The following is a 15,141-nucleotide window of genomic DNA, read 5'->3' as shown; positions in this document are numbered from 1 at the left end:
GGTGGAACTCCCGCGCGGTTATCGATTCGAATCCACGCCCGACTCGTAACTGACAGTCAGGTCTCCGTCGGTCGGCCTCTCTCCCCGGATGTTCTCGACGGGACTGCTCTCCTCACTCCCTCCGCGAAGTTCGGCAGTGAATAGATCGGGATGGATGCCGACCCGTCCCTCGACGAGTCTGGCGTAGGCGACGACTCCCACGAGTCCGACGGCCGCCGCGAGCACACCCAGCAGGCCGGCCTCGGGACCGAACGCGCCGCCGGTCCAGATCGCGGGGCCGATCGAATCTACGACAAAGACGCTAGCAGGCGCCTCGAAGCCGCTTACTGGGTATCCAAACAGGACACCCATCGCCGTGTTCCAGGCGGCGTGGAATCCGACAGCGAGTCCGAGCCGTCCGGTCAGCACGTAACTCACCCCGAGTGTGATGGCGATGACAGCGACCCCGGCCACCGCGACGGGAGACGCGTTCGCGTTCGCCAGGTGGATGGCGCCGAACAGGAGGCTCGAAGCCACGACAGCGACAGTGGCCGCAACTGCCGAACCGTATCCCACGAGACCCTCGGCGATGTTCGTGAGCACGAACCCGCGTACGACAAGTTCCTCGTAGAGTCCGACGATCGCGAACAGCGCGAGGGAGGCGAGCATCGCTAGCACGAACCCGCCCGACGCCGCAACGATTGTGTCCGTGACGATAGCCCACCCACTCACCAGTCCGATACCGACTCCGACAGCCACGGCTGTCGTTGCGAGGGCGATACCGACACCCAGATCTCGCCACCAGGCCCGACTCCCTCGGAGTCCGTAGCCTATCAGGGACCGTCTGTCGATATACCGAGCGACGACACCGACACCGACCAGTGCCCCCACCCCCAGACCGAGCGTCGTCCCGATGAGGTAGTACACGAAGGGGACCGATGGCCACAGGATACTCAGTGAGAGTTCGGCCGCGACAGTTCCGACCACAGCGACGAGTGCGATCACGGCGAATCCGACCACGAGGCGAACCGGGGTTCGAGCCCGGTTCTCCGCATCGCTCCAGACGTATCTTCCGAGAGTCATACTGGAGAGGACGCGCGTCGACGAGATAAATACATATGTGCCGACATGTACCACGGCCGCTCACTCCCGGTGACCGCCCAAGTGTTCGGGACGGATATGTGGGATTAAGTAGGGTGGCGCCGACGCTCAGATACGATGGTCGACCCGACATCGGATCACCACGAAGATATCGACGAGGACGAGGCACCCAACTGCGCGGTGTGTGGCGACGCCATCGCGAACGAAGTCACCCATCGCGTCACGACCTGGGTCGAAGACGGGAACGTCCAGACAGCGCACTTCTGTGACGAGCAGTGTCGCGCCGAGTGGGACGAGAACTGAGCGGTCGGTCACTGGTACAAGCGACACAAGACCCTTTACTCGGACCCGCATGCGACTACGTAGATGAGCCGTCGACGCCGCGTCGTCCGTGTACTCTTCGTCTCCGTTCTCCTGTTGGCCGTCTCCGCCGTCGGCTACAGCTACGGGACCACAGAGGGGCTCGGTGCTGGCTCGAACGCCCAGGCAGCCCCGACGGGAGACGACGGGACCGTCCGCACGACCGGCCGGCTGAACGTCGACCTCGAATCGCGGTTCGACCGGGCACGAGACGGCGGCGTCCGGGGAACGAACTGGTCGACCGCGAGAGTCTCCCGGGCCGTCGCCCGGACCGATCGGAACCTCTCTGTCGTCGCCACGCAGGGTTTCTACGTCACCGACGAGCGGGCCGAACTGGCCGCGTTTCTCCCGAACGGGACACTCGTGTACTACGACGACAGTTATCGCGTGTACTTCGACGTGGACCCGGTCCCGGGCACCCGCTACACCGTCGAGTACGTCGCCGCCAACCACTACGGCAACGAGATCTGCGAACCGGTCGGCGGCGAGCCCTGCACGCGCAACGTCGTCAACCGCGTCAACCTCACGACCGGCGCCCAGGAGACGGTCTACAGCGAACTCACCCCGCGGCTGTACTCGGCCCGCTGGCACGACGTGGACCGGATCAACGAGACACACATCGTGATCGCGGACATCGTCAACGACGGCGTCTACGCCGTCGACACCCGCGACGGAGAAGTCGCGTGGCGCTGGAGCGCGGCCGACCACTACGACCGCTCGGCCGGCGGTCAGGCCGGCGACTGGACTCACATCAACGACGTGGAACTGCTCGCTGACGGCCGGATCATGGTCAGCCCGCGGAACATGGACGAGGTGATCTTCCTCGAACGCACTGGGGGAGAGTGGGCCGTCGACGCGGACGCGACGCTGGGGACCGACGGCGACCACAGCGTCCTCTACGAACAGCACAATCCCGACTACGTCCCGCCGCGACTGGGCGGCCCCAGCGTCCTGGTCGCCGACTCCGAGAACGGCCGGATCGTCGAGTACCACCGCACCGGACAGGGGTGGGAACGCACCTGGACCTGGCGGGATGTCCGGCTCCAGTGGCCCCGCGACGCCGACCGGCTCCCCGACGGCAACACGTTCGTCGTCGACTCCCACGGCGACCGGGTCGCGGAGATCGGCCCGGAGAACACGGTCGTCTGGTCGGCCGACGTGGGGATGCCCTACGACGTGGAACGGCTGGGTACCGGCGACGAGAGCGCCGGCGGCCCGGCCGCGCCCTACCGGCGGGCGGTCAGCGACAGCGATGAGAACGCCACCACGGTCGTCGAACGGGTCGACGCAGGCGCGGCCGAGAGCGTCTCGGGCGCGGATCGGTCCGTCGACGAGCAGTTCTGGCTGGCGCTCAAGGGCGTCGTCCCGCCGCTTGTCGCCAACGGACTGCTGTACGTCGCGCCCTCCTGGGTCCGGTTCAGCGACCTCGCGTTCGCCGCGGTCGCGGTCGGGACCGGCCTGACCTGGGGGAGCGTCGAGTGCTACTGGTCGCGGTTCACTCTCCGGGGCGCGGGCCGGTGGGTTCGCGGCGTGATCGAGCGAGCGGGCGGACGCCTCCGCTGACCCCTAGCCGTCGTCCTCGTAGGGACGCTCGATGGCCTGCTGGCCGCCGAGCCGTTCGGTGATCTGCCTGGTCAGCAGGTCGAACGCGGCGACCGCCGGATACAGGAGGAGTTCGACGTACCGGAGCGGACGAACGACCCGTAGCGCGTAGGAGTCCGCGTGCCCGAGACCGTAGGACTTCGGGACGATCTCGCCGGCGATCAGGATGACGCTGCTGGCGACGACTGTCGTGACCACGACCGCGACGCTCGACTGGACCCGTTCGACCAACAGCGCCGTCAGGAGACTGGAGACGGCGATGTTGACGACGTTGTTCCCGACCAGGATCGTCACGAGCAGTCGGTGTGGGTCGGCGAGCACGTCCAGTGCTGCCGCGGCGCGGGGATCGGACTCGGCCACGGCGGTCAGCGACTCCCGTGAGACGGTAAACAGCGCGGTCTCGCTGCTCGAGAAGAACGCGCTCGCGGCCAGCAACACGACGATCGCACCCAGGCTCGACAGCGTCGATGGATCCATACAGGAGACAGACGCGCCACCCCGAAAGTCCACCCGGAAAGAATTATCCCGTTCGGGTGTTCCCGTCCGGTATGGAAGTCACGCTGCTGGAAGCGACGGCTGATCCGGAGGAACTCGTCTGCAAGGGGGCCCGCAACGACTACAGCGGGGAGTTCGTCGGCGGGCAATCCTTCGAGGCGACGATGGAGACTGTCGAGGGCGACGATATCGAGGCGAAAAAGGAGACGCTGATCGGCCACCTGCTTGACCACGGCCACTTCGGTCCGTTCGAACACCCACAGATCACCTTCGCCGTGAAGGGTGTCTCCCGCTCGTGTATGGCACAGATCACGCGCCACCGGCACGTCTCGTTCGACGTACAGTCGATGCGGTACGTCGCCTTCGACGATGTCGACCCCGAGGACGTGCGCGAAGGGGAACTCGTCGTCACGCCTCCGTCGGCGACCGACCCGGACTGGGTGGGGCGTAACCAGAAGACGGGCGATGTCGACGAGGAGACTGTCGAACGCCGCACCGAGGTGTTCAACGACACAATCGAACACGCCGTCGAGTCCTACCAGGAACTGCTGGACCTGGGGATGCCCCCCGAGGACGCCCGCTTCGTCCTCCCGATCGGCACGAAGGTGAACATCGTCATGTCGATGAACGCCCGGATGTTGATGCACGTGGCCGACATGCGCGCCGCCGCCGATGCACAGTGGGAGATTCGCACCCTGACGGAGGAACTGCTCGATCTCGCGGCCGACTGGTGCCCGATCACCTTCGCCCACTACGAGGAACACATGAAAAACCGGAAGAACCGTCTGGCACCGTAGCGACAGGACCCAACCGACCGATCCGGACCGTCTCGGGGCCGGACACCGTTGGTCGACAGACAACATATTTCTACGTTGGGGTACAACCACGGGTGAATATGTCTCGTGACAGCAGTCGACGAACGTTCCTGAAGCGAACCGGTGCGCTCGGCTCCCTCGGCATCGTGGGGCTGTCGGGCTGTACGACCGAACAGGCCGACGGCGGCAGTGGTGGCGACGGCGGCAGTGGTGACGGCGGTGACGGCGGTGACGGCGGCAGCGGTGATGGCGGCAGCGGCGACGGCGGTGACGGTGGCGGCGGCGACGGCGGTGACGGCGGGAGTTCCGTCGGCCCCGACGTGCTCATCGTCGTGGGGTATCCCCAGAGCGGTGTCCAGCTGTTCAAGGACTACTACTCCGATTACGACGACGACGATGTCGACATCCTGGTGACCGACGGCCTCCAGTCGGCGGATCTGCCGGGCAACGTCGGTAACGACATGTCCAACGTGATGGGGACGGCTCCGACCTCCTCCGGGCCCGGACAGGAGACCTTCGCCGACCTGTTCACCTCCGAGTTCGACTACGACCAGCCCGGCGTCTTCACCGCACAGGCCTACGACGCCAGCGCGGTCCAGATCCTCGCGAACGTCATGGCCGGCGAGAACGACGGGGAAGCCATCCGTGACCACATGCGCGTGGTCGCCAACCCCGGCGGGACGAGCTACGGCCCGTCGGAGCTTCCCGCGGCCATCGAGGCCGCCGCAGCGGGCGAGAACATCAATTACGAGGGGGCGTCCAGCAACGTCAACTTCGACGAGAACGGCGACATCACCTCCGCGCGCTACCAGGTCTTCGGGTTCACCATGGACGGGTACGAGACCCAACAGACCATCGACTTCGGTGGCTCGGGTGACATCCCACAGCCCGAACCGTCGGCGAGTGGCTCCGACAGCGGGCGGACCGTCCGACTGGGCGTCCTCCAGCCCGAGACCGGCGACCTCGGGCCGCTGGGCGTCGCGATCCGGGACGCCGCGCTCCTGCCGGCCCGCCAGCTAGAGGGCGAGGTCGACTTCACGTTCGACACGCAGGTGGGTGACACCCAGTCCCGCGCCCAGGCGGCCATCGAGGCCGCGAACTCCCTGGTGAGCGCCGGCTACCCGATGATCACCGGGGCCGCAAGCTCCGAGTCGACGATCCAGGTCGCCAACAACGTCCTGGTCAACAACAGCGTCGTCGCCTGCTCGCCGGCCTCGACCTCGCCGGCGATCACCTCGCTGGAGGACGACGACTACCTGTTCCGCACGCCCCCGAGCGACGCGCTCCAGGGCCAGGTACTCGCCCAGGTCGCTACCGAGGAACTCGGTGCGTCGACGGCCGCGACGCTGTATCTCAACAACAGCTACGGCCAGGCGCTCCAGGAGAGCTTCGCGACGGCCTTTCAGGAGGCCGGCGGCTCGGTGCTCAACCAGATCGGCTTCGAGTCCCAGCAGTCCTCCTACACGTCCCAGCTCAACAGCGCGCTGAGTCAGTAGAACGGTACGCAGCCGAATTTTTACGACCGCCGATCAGCCGCCCAGGAACTCCTGGCGGACCTGCTGATCGTTCAGCAGCGTCTCGCCGGTGTCCTGGTAGCGGTTCTGGCCCTGGACGAGGACGTACCCCCGGTCACACCGGCGCAGCGCTTCCTTCGCGTTCTGTTCGACCATCAGGACCGACGTTCCGTCGGCGTTGATCTCGTCGATGCGATCGAACATCTCCTCGACGAGGTCGGGCGCGAGGCCGGCCGAGGGCTCGTCCAGCAGGAGGAGGTCCGGATCGAGCATCAGTGCCCGGCCCATCGCGAGCATCTGGCGCTGGCCGCCCGAGAGTGTCCCGGCTTTCTTTTGGGACCGCTCACGAAGGATCGGAAACCGGTCGTAGACGGCCTCGATCCGATCTTCGGGGACCGAATCGAGGATGTACGCACCCATCTCTAAGTTCTCCCGGATCGAGAGCGTCTCGAAGACGTTGTCGCTCTGTGGGACGTAGCCGATCCCCTCGTGGATGATCTGGTCGGGCCGTAGTTGCTCGATGTTGAGGCCGTCGAAGACGACCTGTCCGCCCATGTACGTCGTGAGCCCGAAAACCGACTTCATCACGGTCGACTTGCCGGCGCCGTTGGGGCCGACGATGACGACGTACTCGCCGTCGCCGACATCCATGTCCACGTCCGAGAGCACCTGGAGGTCGCCGTAGCCGGCGTCCAGGTCCCGAACCGAGAGGAGGCTCTCGGCAGGGTCCGGTAGCTCGACCTCTGTCGACCGCTGGGCGCTGGGACTCATACGTCACCTCCCAGGTAGGCGTCGAGTACACGCTCGTCGGACCGGATCGTCTCGGCGTCGCCCTCGGCCAGGACGCTCCCCTGGTGCATGACGATGATATGTTCACAGTGGTTCATGATCACGTCCATGTCGTGCTCGACCAGGAGGAAGGTCAGGCCGTCCTCCCGGAGGTCGTGGATGCGTTCGAGCAGTTTCTCCTCCAGCGTGGGGTTGACGCCGGCCAGCGGTTCGTCCAGCAGGACCATCTCCGGGTCGGTCATCAGGACGCGAGCCATCTCCAGCAGTTTCCGCTGGCCGCCCGAGAGGTTGCCGGCGTTCTCGTGGGCGAGGTGGTCGATCTCGAAGAAGTCCAGCGTCTCCCAGGCCCGCTCGACGACCTCGCGCTCGTCGCGTTCGACACCGCCGCGGAGGCCCGGCACCACGGCCCGCAGCGCCGACTCGCCGACCTGGCCGGGCGGGGCGAGCATGACGTTCTCCAGGACCGTCATCTCGGAGAGTTCGCGGGCGATCTGGAACGTCCGGACCAGCCCGCGCTGTGCGATCTCGTAGGGCGGGAGGCCTGTGATGTCCTGTCCGTCGAACCGGACGGTGCCGTCGGTCGGCGTATGTGCGCCGGTGATGCAGTTGAACGTCGTCGACTTGCCGGCGCCGTTTGGCCCGATCAGGCCGGTCAGCGCACCGGGTTCGACGGCGAAGGAGGCGTCGTCGACCGCGGTCACGCCCCCGAACTCCTTGCGGAGGCCGTCGACTTCCAGCAGCGGCGCGTCGATGGCGGCGCTCTCGACGGCGGGTCCGTCCTCCGTCGCTGTCTCGGTTCCTGCCGTCGACTCCCTGTCGGCGTCGGGGACAGTTTCACTCATCGTCCTCACCTCCCTGTGGGCGGTCCAGCGGGACGCTGCTCGCCGGTTCCGCCCGATGGCCCAGCAGCCCGTCGGGCTGGCGCTGGATGATGAGGATCAGGACGACGCCGATGAGGACGAACCGCAGCGTCGAGACGTTGGCCGCCGTGTAAGCGAGCATCGGCAGGGGGTCCAGCGACGACAGCGCCGCGACCGCCTCGACGATGTTGCCCGGCGTCCCGCTGCCAGCGACGGGCGCGTACTCGCCCAGGCGCGCAGGGACGTAGAACAGCAGGGCGGCGAAAGTCGCCGCGCCGAGGATGCTGCCGGTGTTCGACCCCGAGCCGCCGATGATGAGCGCCGCGAAGACGTAGAACGTGATCGCCGGCCGGAACTGCTGGGGACTGATGTAGCCCGCCTGGCCCCTGAACAGGGCGCCGGCAAGCCCCATCAGCGCACAGCCGATCATGAACGCCTTGATCTTGAACAGCCGGGTGTCCTTGCCCAGCGACTGGGTGACTGTCTCGTCCTCCCGGATCGCTTTCAGCACGCGACCGAACGGCGAGTTCACCACGCGGGCCAGCACCCAGTAGCCGCCGGCGACGACGGCCAGCAGGACCAGTCCGTAGGCGATGTTGGCGACGTTCGGGCCGGAGATGCCGACGCTCTCGGCGAGCGCGACGATCGGCTGACCCGGACCGTTGACGAGCCCCGAGACGATACCGCTGGGAGAGGGGAACGAGATCCCGGTCCCGCCGCCGGTCCCGAAGCGGGCACCGAACAGGCGGACCTCGGCGACGCCGCTCCAGTTGACGAACAGGCGGATGATCTCCGAGAGCGCGACCGTGACGATGGCGAGGTAGTCGGCCTTCAGTCGGAGCGCCGGCAGGGCGGCGACGGCACCGACGACGGCGGCCATCACCATCCCACCGAGCAGGCCGACCCACAGCGGGAGTCCGAAACCGGGGACAGACCCGGCACCGGCGTCGGCCGGCGCGGTCAGGATCGCCGTGGTGTAGGCGCCGACGGCCATGAAGCCGGCGACGCCGATGTTGAACAGCCCGGTGTACCCCCACTGGAGGTTCAGCGCCAACACGAGCAGAGCGTAGGCCGCTACCAGGATGGTGACGCTGCCGACGAAGCCGGCCGCGAGGTTCGTCCACTGCTGGCCGCCCACGAGGAACGCGAAGCCGGTCAGCAACAGCCAGATCGCCGCCAGGAAGCCGACGACCAGCACCGGGTCCGGGAGATTGTCCACGCGGGCGCGCAGACCGGCGGTGCTCATGCGGTCGTCACCCCCGAGAAGATGCCCGACGGGCGCAACAGGAGCACGACGATGAGCACGAAGAACGCGGCGGCCTTCGTCAGCCCCGAGGGGAGCCAGATCAGCGCCATGCTGTCGACCAGACCGATGAGGACGCCGCCGGCCATCGCGCCGTAGATCGAACCGATGCCGCCGACGATGACCGCCGAGAAGATGAGGAGGAGGAGGATCCAGCCGAAGTTGAAGGAGATCGTCCCGCTCTCCAGGACGAGCAGGTAGCCGCTGATCCCCGCGAGCCCGCCGCCGAGGATCCAGGTCAGCCGGACGACCCGCTCTGTCGGGATGCCCGTCACACGGGCCAGATCTTCGTTGTCGGCCATCGCGCGCATCGCCTTCCCGAGCGTGGTCCGCTGGAGCAACACGTGGACGCCCAGCATCGCCACGAGCGAGACGACCAGCAGCGTCAGTTCGTTGTCGGTGATCGTGATGGTGCCGCTGGGCAGCGCCAGCAGTGTGATCTGGAGGCCGCTGGTGGCGACCCCGCTGGTCTGTGTCCCGAACACGAACGCGATGCCGTACCGGAGCGCGAGCGCGACGCCGATCGAGGCGATCAGCAGCGAGATGTTACCCGAGTCACGCATCGGCTGGTAGGTCAGCCGATCGAGCAACAGGACGAGCGCGACCGTCCCGACGGCGGCCACCACGAGGCCGACAAGCACCGGGACGAACGTCGAGACGGCGCTCAACTGGACGCCGGAGTCGAACAGGAACAGTTGATCGAGCGACGCACCGGTTCCGGCCCCGGCGAGGACGTAGGCGACGACCCAGCCGAAGAAGGCGCCGGCGGTGACGGTGTCACCGTGTGCGAAGTTCGCGAAGTCGAGGATGCTGTAGGTCATCGAGAGGCCGATCCCGGCCAACCCGACGGCCAACCCGACCAGAATCCCGTCCAGCACCATCGTCCCCAGCGAGGACGGGGTGAGCGATCCACCGATCAGTTTGATGCCCCCGAAGTAGAGGTTCGTCCCACTCAGTTTCACGAGGAGGTCGAGCAGGAGATACCCGGCGACGGCGGCGACGACGAGTCCCCCGGGTCGCTCGACGAACAGGCGTCCTCGGTCTCGAACCGACTCTGCGATAGCCATCTGTTGTAGGCCGTTCGGGAGTCCGCCCTAAATAACACATCGGAACACGCGGAGAGTTGCGGGTCGATTGACGCGTTCGTGACGGTTCCGGCCCCGCTGGCACCGAATCTCGCCCGGTAACGTCGGCTTTCCACCCCGAGAGCGTCTGACACGCGACAGTTAAGCTTCTGGACCGAGAACCACGTAGTATGTTCGTCGGCCACGGACTGTTCGCGTTCGCCGTCGTCGTCCTCCTCGCCCAGTGGCTCGGCGTGGCGCCGCGGCGAGCGGTGCAGTTCGGCGCGGTAGCCGGCCTGTTCGCCGCAGTTCCGGACGTTGACGTGGTCTACGCACCGGTCGGACTCCTCTTGCGGTCGACAGCGACCGTCGGGCCGGACGTGTTCTGGGAGACGGCAAACGTCATCCACCGCGGCCCGACACACTCGCTCGTGATGGGGGGAACGCTGGCCGTCGCGGCCGTCTGCTGGCGGCTGTCGACGGGCGCCGGGCGTGCCCTCGCAGTCGCACTCGTCGTCTCGCTGACCGTCGTCGCGGCGGTCGTCAGCGGCCCAGTCGGCGGTGTCGTCACACTCGTGTTCGCCGCCAGCGGGCTCGCCGTCGCGGCGGTCGCCGGGCGGCTGGACGTATCGCCGCGGACACTCCTTCCGCTGGCGCTCGTGGGCCTGCTCTCACACCCCTTCGGCGACCTCTTCACCGGATCGCCGCCGCCGTTGCTGTACCCGTTCGACGTGCAGGTGGTCACCGATCTGGTGGTGCTCCACCCGGACCCGACACTGCATCTCCTCGGCGCGTTCGCCATCGAACTGAGTACGGTCTGGCTGGCGGTGTACGCCTACGCCCACAGCCGGGGCCAGTCGCTCACCCGGCTCGTCCACCCACGTGCGTCCCTCGGAGTCGGCTACGCCGGTGCCGCGCTCGTCATCCCCGCACCGACGCTGGAACAGTCGGCGCACTTCGTGTTCAGCGTCCTCGCGCTGGGGGCCGTCGGGACGCCGATCAGGCCGTTCAGCCGCGAGGTCGACTGGCTCTCGACGCTCGTGACCGGGCTCGCGGCGGTGACGATCGCGGCGCTCGCCTACGCGCTCGCGCTGGGCGCGCTCTGAGCGGCGGTAGACCTTTGCTCGTCCGACTGCACCCCCAGATATGAACCGCGATGTCCGTCGGTTGCTCCGTGACGAGCGAGCCAACGCTCTCGTGGCCTGGGCCATCGTCGCCGTCGTCGCCGTCGTCGTCGTGGCGAGTCTCGTCGACGGTGACTTCCTGTGGGCCGCGTTCGCGGCGGGGCTCGTCGCCCTGGCCGTCTTGCCGCCAGTGTTGTTGCGCCACCGGAACGCGATGCTCCCGTGGGAAGTCCTGTTGCTCGCGGCGCTTCCAGTGGTGGGGCGAGTGTTCGCCACCGTCCAGGTGACGGGGAACCTCGCGAAGTACCTCTCCGTGGCGGCGGTCGCGTTGATCATCGCGGTCGAACTCCACGTGTTCAGCCCGGTCCGCATGACGCCGCGGTTCGCCGTCGCGTTCGTCGTCGTCACGACGATGGCTACGGCAGGCGTGTGGGCAGTCGCTCGCTGGGGAGCGGACTTGCTGCTGGGGACGAGCTTTCTGCTCGACCCCGCGCTCTCCGAGCACGCCATCGAGGAGGCGCTGATGTGGGAGTTCGTCGCGTCGACGGTCGCCGGCGTCGGCGCGGGCCTCGTCTTCGCCGTCTACGTCGGTCGGCAAGTCGGCGTGAGCCGGGTCCCCGACGAGGTGAGCATCGAGCAATGAGGCTCCGTGACCGCATCGGGATCAGCGACGAGTGGCAGACTCGGCTCTCCCGGCTGATGCTGTTCGCGATGGTCGGACTGTTCGCTATCGGGGTCGAACGCGGAAGCACCGGGATCATCGTCAATACGGGTGTCGGTCTGCTGGTCGCACAGCTGCCCGCGGTGCTCGAACGGGACTACAACATCGCGCTCGACCCCGGGCTGACGCTGTGGATCTCGTCGGCGGTGTTCCTCCACGCCGTCGGCGTGGTCGGTCTCCCCGGGGCCGAACAGAACTTCTACGCCACGATTCCGGGCTGGGATCACGTCACACACGCGCTCTCGTCGTCGGTGGTCGCCGCCGTCGGCTACACCACGGTCAGGGCACTCGAAGAGCACTCCCCGGACCTCGTGTTACCGCCCCGGTTCACGTTCGTGTTCGTCCTCCTGTTCGTGATGGCCTTCGGCGTGCTGTGGGAGGTCATCGAGTTCTCGCTGGGGCTGCTGGCGACGACGCTGGGAAGCGGTAACATCCTCACACAGTACGGGCTCGAAGACACGATGCTCGATCTGGTGTTCGACACCATCGGTGCCATCATCGTCGCGACGTGGGGGACGGCCCACCTCACCGATGTCGTCGGCCACGTCGAGGGGTGGCTCGACCGCAACGCCGGGGACAGCGACTCCTGAACCGCGGGCTCGCAGACCACCCCTTTCCGTAGTTTTATATCCGATCGTGTGGCATGATACCATGCCATGGTGTTCAAGAAGATCACCCTCATCGGGACGAGTTCCGAGAGTTTCGACGCCGCCGCGGACGACGCGATCGAGCGCGCCGAGAAGACGCTTGACAACCTCAAGTGGGTAGAAGTCGAGGAGCTAGGCGTCGAGATCGGGAGCGTCGAAGGCAGGGAGTATCAGGCGGAAGTCGTCGTCGCGTTCGAACTCGAAGAGTGACAGCCGCCACACCGTAGCCCAGGGTCGCGTTCGGCAGGCCACCGGCGGGACAGTTCCCACCCTCGGTCGTCTCGGACGGTGCTCTCCCGTCCGGATCAGTCCGCGATCGGCCTCGACACTCGCGAAAGAACAGTGACAGCGCCGCTACGTCCGGAACGACTCGCCACAGCCACACTCGCTGACGATGTTGGGGTTCTCGACGTGGAAACCGGCCCCCTGGAGGCCGCCCTCGTAGTCCAGTACCGACCCCGAGATGTAGTCCAGGCTGGCGCCGTCGACGAACACCCGGAGCCCGTTGCGCTCGTAGACCGTATCGTCGTCCTCCGGTTCGTGCTCGAACCGCATCCCGTAGGAGAGGCCCGCACACCCGCCCTGCTGGACGAACAAGCGGAGCCCGGCGACATCGGTGTCCATCCCTTCACTGGTCAGTAGCTCCAGTGCTTCCTCGGCCGCCTGTTCGCTGACGGCGACGGCCGTCCGGTCCGGGTTCGGTTCCGGTTCGCCGTCGTCGGCTGTGCTGCTCATACCAACAGGTGCGCGTTCGACCCTCAAAACACTGACGCCGGCCAGCAGGTCAGTCCTCGAACCGCTTGCGGACGCTCTCGGCGTGGGCTTCGAGCCCCTCGGCCTCGGCGAGCGTCGTGACCGTCTCCGAGAGATCCGCGAGCGCATCGTGTGAGAGCCGCTGGACGGTCGTCGACCGGACGAACGTGTCGACCGAGAGCCCGCCGGTCACGCGAGCGCCGCCGCCGGTCGGCAGCACGTGGTTCGTGCCGGTCGCGTAGTCGCCGGCGGCGACCGGACTGTCCGGACCGAGGAACACCGACCCCGCGGAGGGAATCCGTTCGAGCAGTTCCTCGTCGTCGTCGGCCTGGATCGAGAGGTGTTCGGCGGCGTACTCCTCGGCGAACAGCACGGCCTCGCTCATCGAGCGGGCGTGGAGCACGGCCGACGCGTCGTTGTCGAGCGCGCTCCGGATGACCGCTTCGCGTTCCCGACCGGCGGCCTGTTCGTCGACCGCTTCGACGACGGCCTCGGCCAGCGCTTCGTCGTCGGTCACCGCGACGACAGAGGCGTTCTCGTCGTGTTCGGCCTGTGCGACCAGGTCGGCCGCGACCAGTTCGGGGTCGGCGGTCCCGTCGGCGACGACGAGGACCTCGGAGGGGCCGGCCAGGAAGTCGATCGCGACATCGCCACGGACCTCGGCTTTCGCCGCTGTCACCCAGCGGTTGCCCGGGCCGACGACGATATCGGTCGCGCTGACCGTCTCGGTCCCGTATGCCAGTGCCGCGATGGCCTGTGCCCCGCCGACCTGGTAGACGGCGTCGGCGCCGGCGACGTGGATGGCGGCCAGCGTCACGGGATTGATCGTCTCTGCGGGCGGTGTGGCGACGGCGACGTGCTCGACACCGGCCACCTTGGCGGGGATGACACCCATCAAGGCGCTGGACGGGTAGGCAGCGGTCCCGCCGGGCGCGTAGACGCCGGCGCTGTCGAGCGGCCGGAACCGCCGGCCCAGTTCCCGTCCGTCGACGGTCTCGCGCCAGTCCTCGGGGACCTGGCGCTCGTGGAACGCCCTGATGTTGTCGGCGGCGTGTTCGATCGCGGTGACGAGTTCGTCGTTGAGGTCGTCGTAGGCGCGTTCGGCGGCGTCGGTGATGTCGACGTTGCCGACTTCGACACCGTCGAACTCGCTCGCGAACCGACGGAGGGCAACGTCGCCCTCCTGGCGGACCTGCGAGACGATATCCCTCACGTCGTCGCGGACGGCCTCGACGCCGGCGTCACGGTCGAACAGCGCCGCGCGCTCGTCCGGCCCGAGGTCTGCGACGGAACGTACGTTCATACCCAGGGTTCGTGACGGGACGAAAAACGGGTTTCCCTTCGCGGCGGCGCTACACGTTCGCGGCGACGAGGAGTGCGGAGACGAACACGGTGATCCCGACCATCGAGACGCCGAGGACGGCGCCGACGAACGTCGAGATCACACCGACGGCGCCGGCGACCAGGAACACCGACGCGACGACGATCGAACTGACGAGCAACAACGCGTGGAGCACCACGGCGGTGTCGAGTTTGCTGAGGCTCCCGAGGACGGCACCGACACCGGTCGACTGCGCCGTCCCGACCCGCTGTCCCGGCGTGTAGTAGCTCGCTGCGGTCCCGTAGGCCGTCGTCCCCCCGCGCGTCTGCTGATCCGGTGTCGCGGTCCGTGCGGCCGGTCCCCGCCTGTCGACCTGCTCATTGGCGGCCTCGCTTGCGGCCGCACTGACGGTGCCGGGTTCGGTCGTGGCTCCCGCGGTCGCGTTCCAGCCGGCGAGGTTCGAACTGCGCCGGAGGTACGTCTCGTGGCCCAGTCGGTCGTACCGCGCCCGCTCGTCGGCGTCTGTGAGGACTTCCTTGGCCGTCGTGAGCCGCGTGAACCGCTCGGACGCGTCAGCGGCGTCGCTCACGTCGGGGTGGTGTCGCTTGACCTGTTCCCGATACGCCTGGCGGATCCGCTCCGTGTCGTCGTCGGGGGTGACTCCGAGTGCGCTGTAGAATGTGTCCACCTGGC

The 15,141-nt window shown here is 67.5% G+C and carries 17 protein-coding genes; 8 read left to right on the top strand and 9 right to left on the bottom strand.

Annotated elements, in window-relative coordinates:
- Positions 1-18: 18 nt before the first annotated feature.
- The gene (locus P1L40_RS17465) at positions 19-1,062 is read right to left on the bottom strand and encodes a type II CAAX endopeptidase family protein (protein ID WP_284008921.1); all 1,044 of its coding nucleotides are present in this window, start codon (positions 1,060-1,062) and stop codon (positions 19-21) included.
- Positions 1,063-1,197: 135 nt separating this feature from the next.
- Here P1L40_RS17465 and P1L40_RS17460 point away from each other — a divergent pair, with 135 nt between their 5' ends.
- Together P1L40_RS17460 and P1L40_RS17455 are read left to right on the top strand one after the other, a co-directional pair.
- Complete coding sequence (locus P1L40_RS17460) at positions 1,198-1,383, top strand: DUF7576 family protein (RefSeq protein ID WP_284008919.1); 186 nt, start codon at positions 1,198-1,200, stop codon at positions 1,381-1,383.
- Between the two features lie 63 nt (positions 1,384-1,446).
- Positions 1,447-3,003, top strand: coding sequence for an aryl-sulfate sulfotransferase (locus P1L40_RS17455; protein WP_284008918.1), 1,557 nt, complete (start codon positions 1,447-1,449; stop codon positions 3,001-3,003).
- A gap of 3 nt (positions 3,004-3,006) precedes the next feature.
- On the opposite strand, the gene P1L40_RS17450 is transcribed toward P1L40_RS17455, so the two are convergent.
- A complete protein-coding gene (locus P1L40_RS17450; protein WP_284008917.1) occupies positions 3,007-3,519 on the bottom strand; it encodes a DUF21 domain-containing protein in 513 nt (170 codons plus the stop codon).
- A gap of 71 nt (positions 3,520-3,590) precedes the next feature.
- On the opposite strand from P1L40_RS17450, the gene thyX reads away from it, so the two are divergent.
- Both thyX and P1L40_RS17440 read left to right on the top strand, forming a co-directional pair.
- Positions 3,591-4,334 (top strand): FAD-dependent thymidylate synthase, encoded by a 744-nt coding sequence (thyX, locus tag P1L40_RS17445; RefSeq protein ID WP_284008916.1) that lies wholly within the window; start codon positions 3,591-3,593, stop codon positions 4,332-4,334.
- Positions 4,335-4,432: 98 nt separating this feature from the next.
- Positions 4,433-5,848, top strand: a complete 1,416-nt coding sequence (locus tag P1L40_RS17440; protein WP_284008915.1) for an ABC transporter substrate-binding protein — start codon at positions 4,433-4,435, stop codon at positions 5,846-5,848.
- Between the two features lie 33 nt (positions 5,849-5,881).
- On the opposite strand, the gene P1L40_RS17435 is transcribed toward P1L40_RS17440, so the two are convergent.
- Genes P1L40_RS17435 through P1L40_RS17420 form a run of 4 tightly spaced genes read right to left on the bottom strand, consistent with a single transcriptional unit; the run spans position 5,882 to position 9,885 of the window.
- A complete protein-coding gene (locus P1L40_RS17435) occupies positions 5,882-6,637 on the bottom strand; it encodes an ABC transporter ATP-binding protein (protein ID WP_284008902.1) in 756 nt (251 codons plus the stop codon).
- Complete coding sequence (locus P1L40_RS17430) at positions 6,634-7,497, bottom strand: ABC transporter ATP-binding protein (RefSeq protein ID WP_284008901.1); 864 nt, start codon at positions 7,495-7,497, stop codon at positions 6,634-6,636. The genes P1L40_RS17435 and P1L40_RS17430 overlap by 4 nt, the downstream gene beginning before the upstream one ends.
- On the bottom strand, positions 7,490-8,761 hold the full coding sequence (locus tag P1L40_RS17425) for a branched-chain amino acid ABC transporter permease (protein WP_284008899.1): 1,272 nt from the start codon (positions 8,759-8,761) through the stop codon (positions 7,490-7,492). The genes P1L40_RS17430 and P1L40_RS17425 overlap by 8 nt, the downstream gene beginning before the upstream one ends.
- A complete protein-coding gene (locus tag P1L40_RS17420; protein WP_284008898.1) occupies positions 8,758-9,885 on the bottom strand; it encodes a branched-chain amino acid ABC transporter permease in 1,128 nt (375 codons plus the stop codon). Before P1L40_RS17420 ends, P1L40_RS17425 begins: the two co-directional genes overlap by 4 nt.
- A 188-nt stretch (positions 9,886-10,073) precedes the next feature.
- Here P1L40_RS17420 and P1L40_RS17415 point away from each other — a divergent pair, with 188 nt between their 5' ends.
- The 4 genes from P1L40_RS17415 (at position 10,074) to P1L40_RS17400 (ending at position 12,584) form a co-directional block, all read left to right on the top strand.
- Positions 10,074-10,988, top strand: a complete 915-nt coding sequence (locus tag P1L40_RS17415; protein WP_284008896.1) for a metal-dependent hydrolase — start codon at positions 10,074-10,076, stop codon at positions 10,986-10,988.
- Positions 10,989-11,028: 40 nt separating this feature from the next.
- Positions 11,029-11,649, top strand: coding sequence for a hypothetical protein (locus P1L40_RS17410; protein ID WP_284008895.1), 621 nt, complete (start codon positions 11,029-11,031; stop codon positions 11,647-11,649).
- Complete coding sequence (locus P1L40_RS17405; RefSeq protein WP_284008894.1) at positions 11,646-12,317, top strand: DUF2238 domain-containing protein; 672 nt, start codon at positions 11,646-11,648, stop codon at positions 12,315-12,317. The genes P1L40_RS17410 and P1L40_RS17405 overlap by 4 nt, the downstream gene beginning before the upstream one ends.
- 66 nt (positions 12,318-12,383) lie before the next feature.
- The gene (locus P1L40_RS17400; RefSeq protein WP_284008893.1) at positions 12,384-12,584 is read left to right on the top strand and encodes a dodecin; all 201 of its coding nucleotides are present in this window, start codon (positions 12,384-12,386) and stop codon (positions 12,582-12,584) included.
- A 144-nt stretch (positions 12,585-12,728) separates the two neighbouring features.
- On the opposite strand, the gene P1L40_RS17395 is transcribed toward P1L40_RS17400, so the two are convergent.
- The 3 genes from P1L40_RS17395 to P1L40_RS17385 are packed head-to-tail and all read right to left on the bottom strand — an operon-like array spanning position 12,729 to position 15,136.
- The gene (locus tag P1L40_RS17395) at positions 12,729-13,109 is read right to left on the bottom strand and encodes a HesB/IscA family protein (RefSeq protein WP_284008892.1); all 381 of its coding nucleotides are present in this window, start codon (positions 13,107-13,109) and stop codon (positions 12,729-12,731) included.
- Between the two features lie 49 nt (positions 13,110-13,158).
- A complete protein-coding gene (gene hisD, locus P1L40_RS17390; protein WP_284008891.1) occupies positions 13,159-14,430 on the bottom strand; it encodes a histidinol dehydrogenase in 1,272 nt (423 codons plus the stop codon).
- A 49-nt stretch (positions 14,431-14,479) separates the two neighbouring features.
- The gene (locus P1L40_RS17385; RefSeq protein ID WP_284008890.1) at positions 14,480-15,136 is read right to left on the bottom strand and encodes a J domain-containing protein; all 657 of its coding nucleotides are present in this window, start codon (positions 15,134-15,136) and stop codon (positions 14,480-14,482) included.
- Positions 15,137-15,141 lie beyond the last annotated feature (5 nt).

This window comes from Haloarcula pelagica, from assembly GCF_030127105.1.
GTDB lineage: Archaea > Halobacteriota > Halobacteria > Halobacteriales > Haloarculaceae > Haloarcula > Haloarcula pelagica.
This window is presented reverse-complemented; position numbering and strand designations above follow the sequence as displayed.

Bases quoted from the DNA above. Each gene is read 5' to 3' on its own strand.
- P1L40_RS17460 (WP_284008919.1), top strand. From the start codon at position 1,198: ATGGTCGACCCGACATCGGATCACCACGAAGATATCGACGAGGACGAG.
- thyX (WP_284008916.1), top strand. From the start codon at position 3,591: ATGGAAGTCACGCTGCTGGAAGCGACGGCTGATCCGGAGGAACTCGTC.
- P1L40_RS17410 (WP_284008895.1), top strand. From the start codon at position 11,029: ATGAACCGCGATGTCCGTCGGTTGCTCCGTGACGAGCGAGCCAACGCT.
- hisD (WP_284008891.1), bottom strand. From the start codon at position 14,430: ATGAACGTACGTTCCGTCGCAGACCTCGGGCCGGACGAGCGCGCGGCG.
- P1L40_RS17395 (WP_284008892.1), bottom strand. From the start codon at position 13,109: ATGAGCAGCACAGCCGACGACGGCGAACCGGAACCGAACCCGGACCGG.
- P1L40_RS17450 (WP_284008917.1), bottom strand. From the start codon at position 3,519: ATGGATCCATCGACGCTGTCGAGCCTGGGTGCGATCGTCGTGTTGCTG.
- P1L40_RS17425 (WP_284008899.1), bottom strand. From the start codon at position 8,761: ATGAGCACCGCCGGTCTGCGCGCCCGCGTGGACAATCTCCCGGACCCG.
- P1L40_RS17405 (WP_284008894.1), top strand. From the start codon at position 11,646: ATGAGGCTCCGTGACCGCATCGGGATCAGCGACGAGTGGCAGACTCGG.
- P1L40_RS17435 (WP_284008902.1), bottom strand. From the start codon at position 6,637: ATGAGTCCCAGCGCCCAGCGGTCGACAGAGGTCGAGCTACCGGACCCT.
- P1L40_RS17415 (WP_284008896.1), top strand. From the start codon at position 10,074: ATGTTCGTCGGCCACGGACTGTTCGCGTTCGCCGTCGTCGTCCTCCTC.
- P1L40_RS17440 (WP_284008915.1), top strand. From the start codon at position 4,433: ATGTCTCGTGACAGCAGTCGACGAACGTTCCTGAAGCGAACCGGTGCG.
- P1L40_RS17465 (WP_284008921.1), bottom strand. From the start codon at position 1,062: ATGACTCTCGGAAGATACGTCTGGAGCGATGCGGAGAACCGGGCTCGA.
- P1L40_RS17430 (WP_284008901.1), bottom strand. From the start codon at position 7,497: ATGAGTGAAACTGTCCCCGACGCCGACAGGGAGTCGACGGCAGGAACC.
- P1L40_RS17420 (WP_284008898.1), bottom strand. From the start codon at position 9,885: ATGGCTATCGCAGAGTCGGTTCGAGACCGAGGACGCCTGTTCGTCGAG.
- P1L40_RS17455 (WP_284008918.1), top strand. From the start codon at position 1,447: ATGAGCCGTCGACGCCGCGTCGTCCGTGTACTCTTCGTCTCCGTTCTC.
- P1L40_RS17400 (WP_284008893.1), top strand. From the start codon at position 12,384: ATGGTGTTCAAGAAGATCACCCTCATCGGGACGAGTTCCGAGAGTTTC.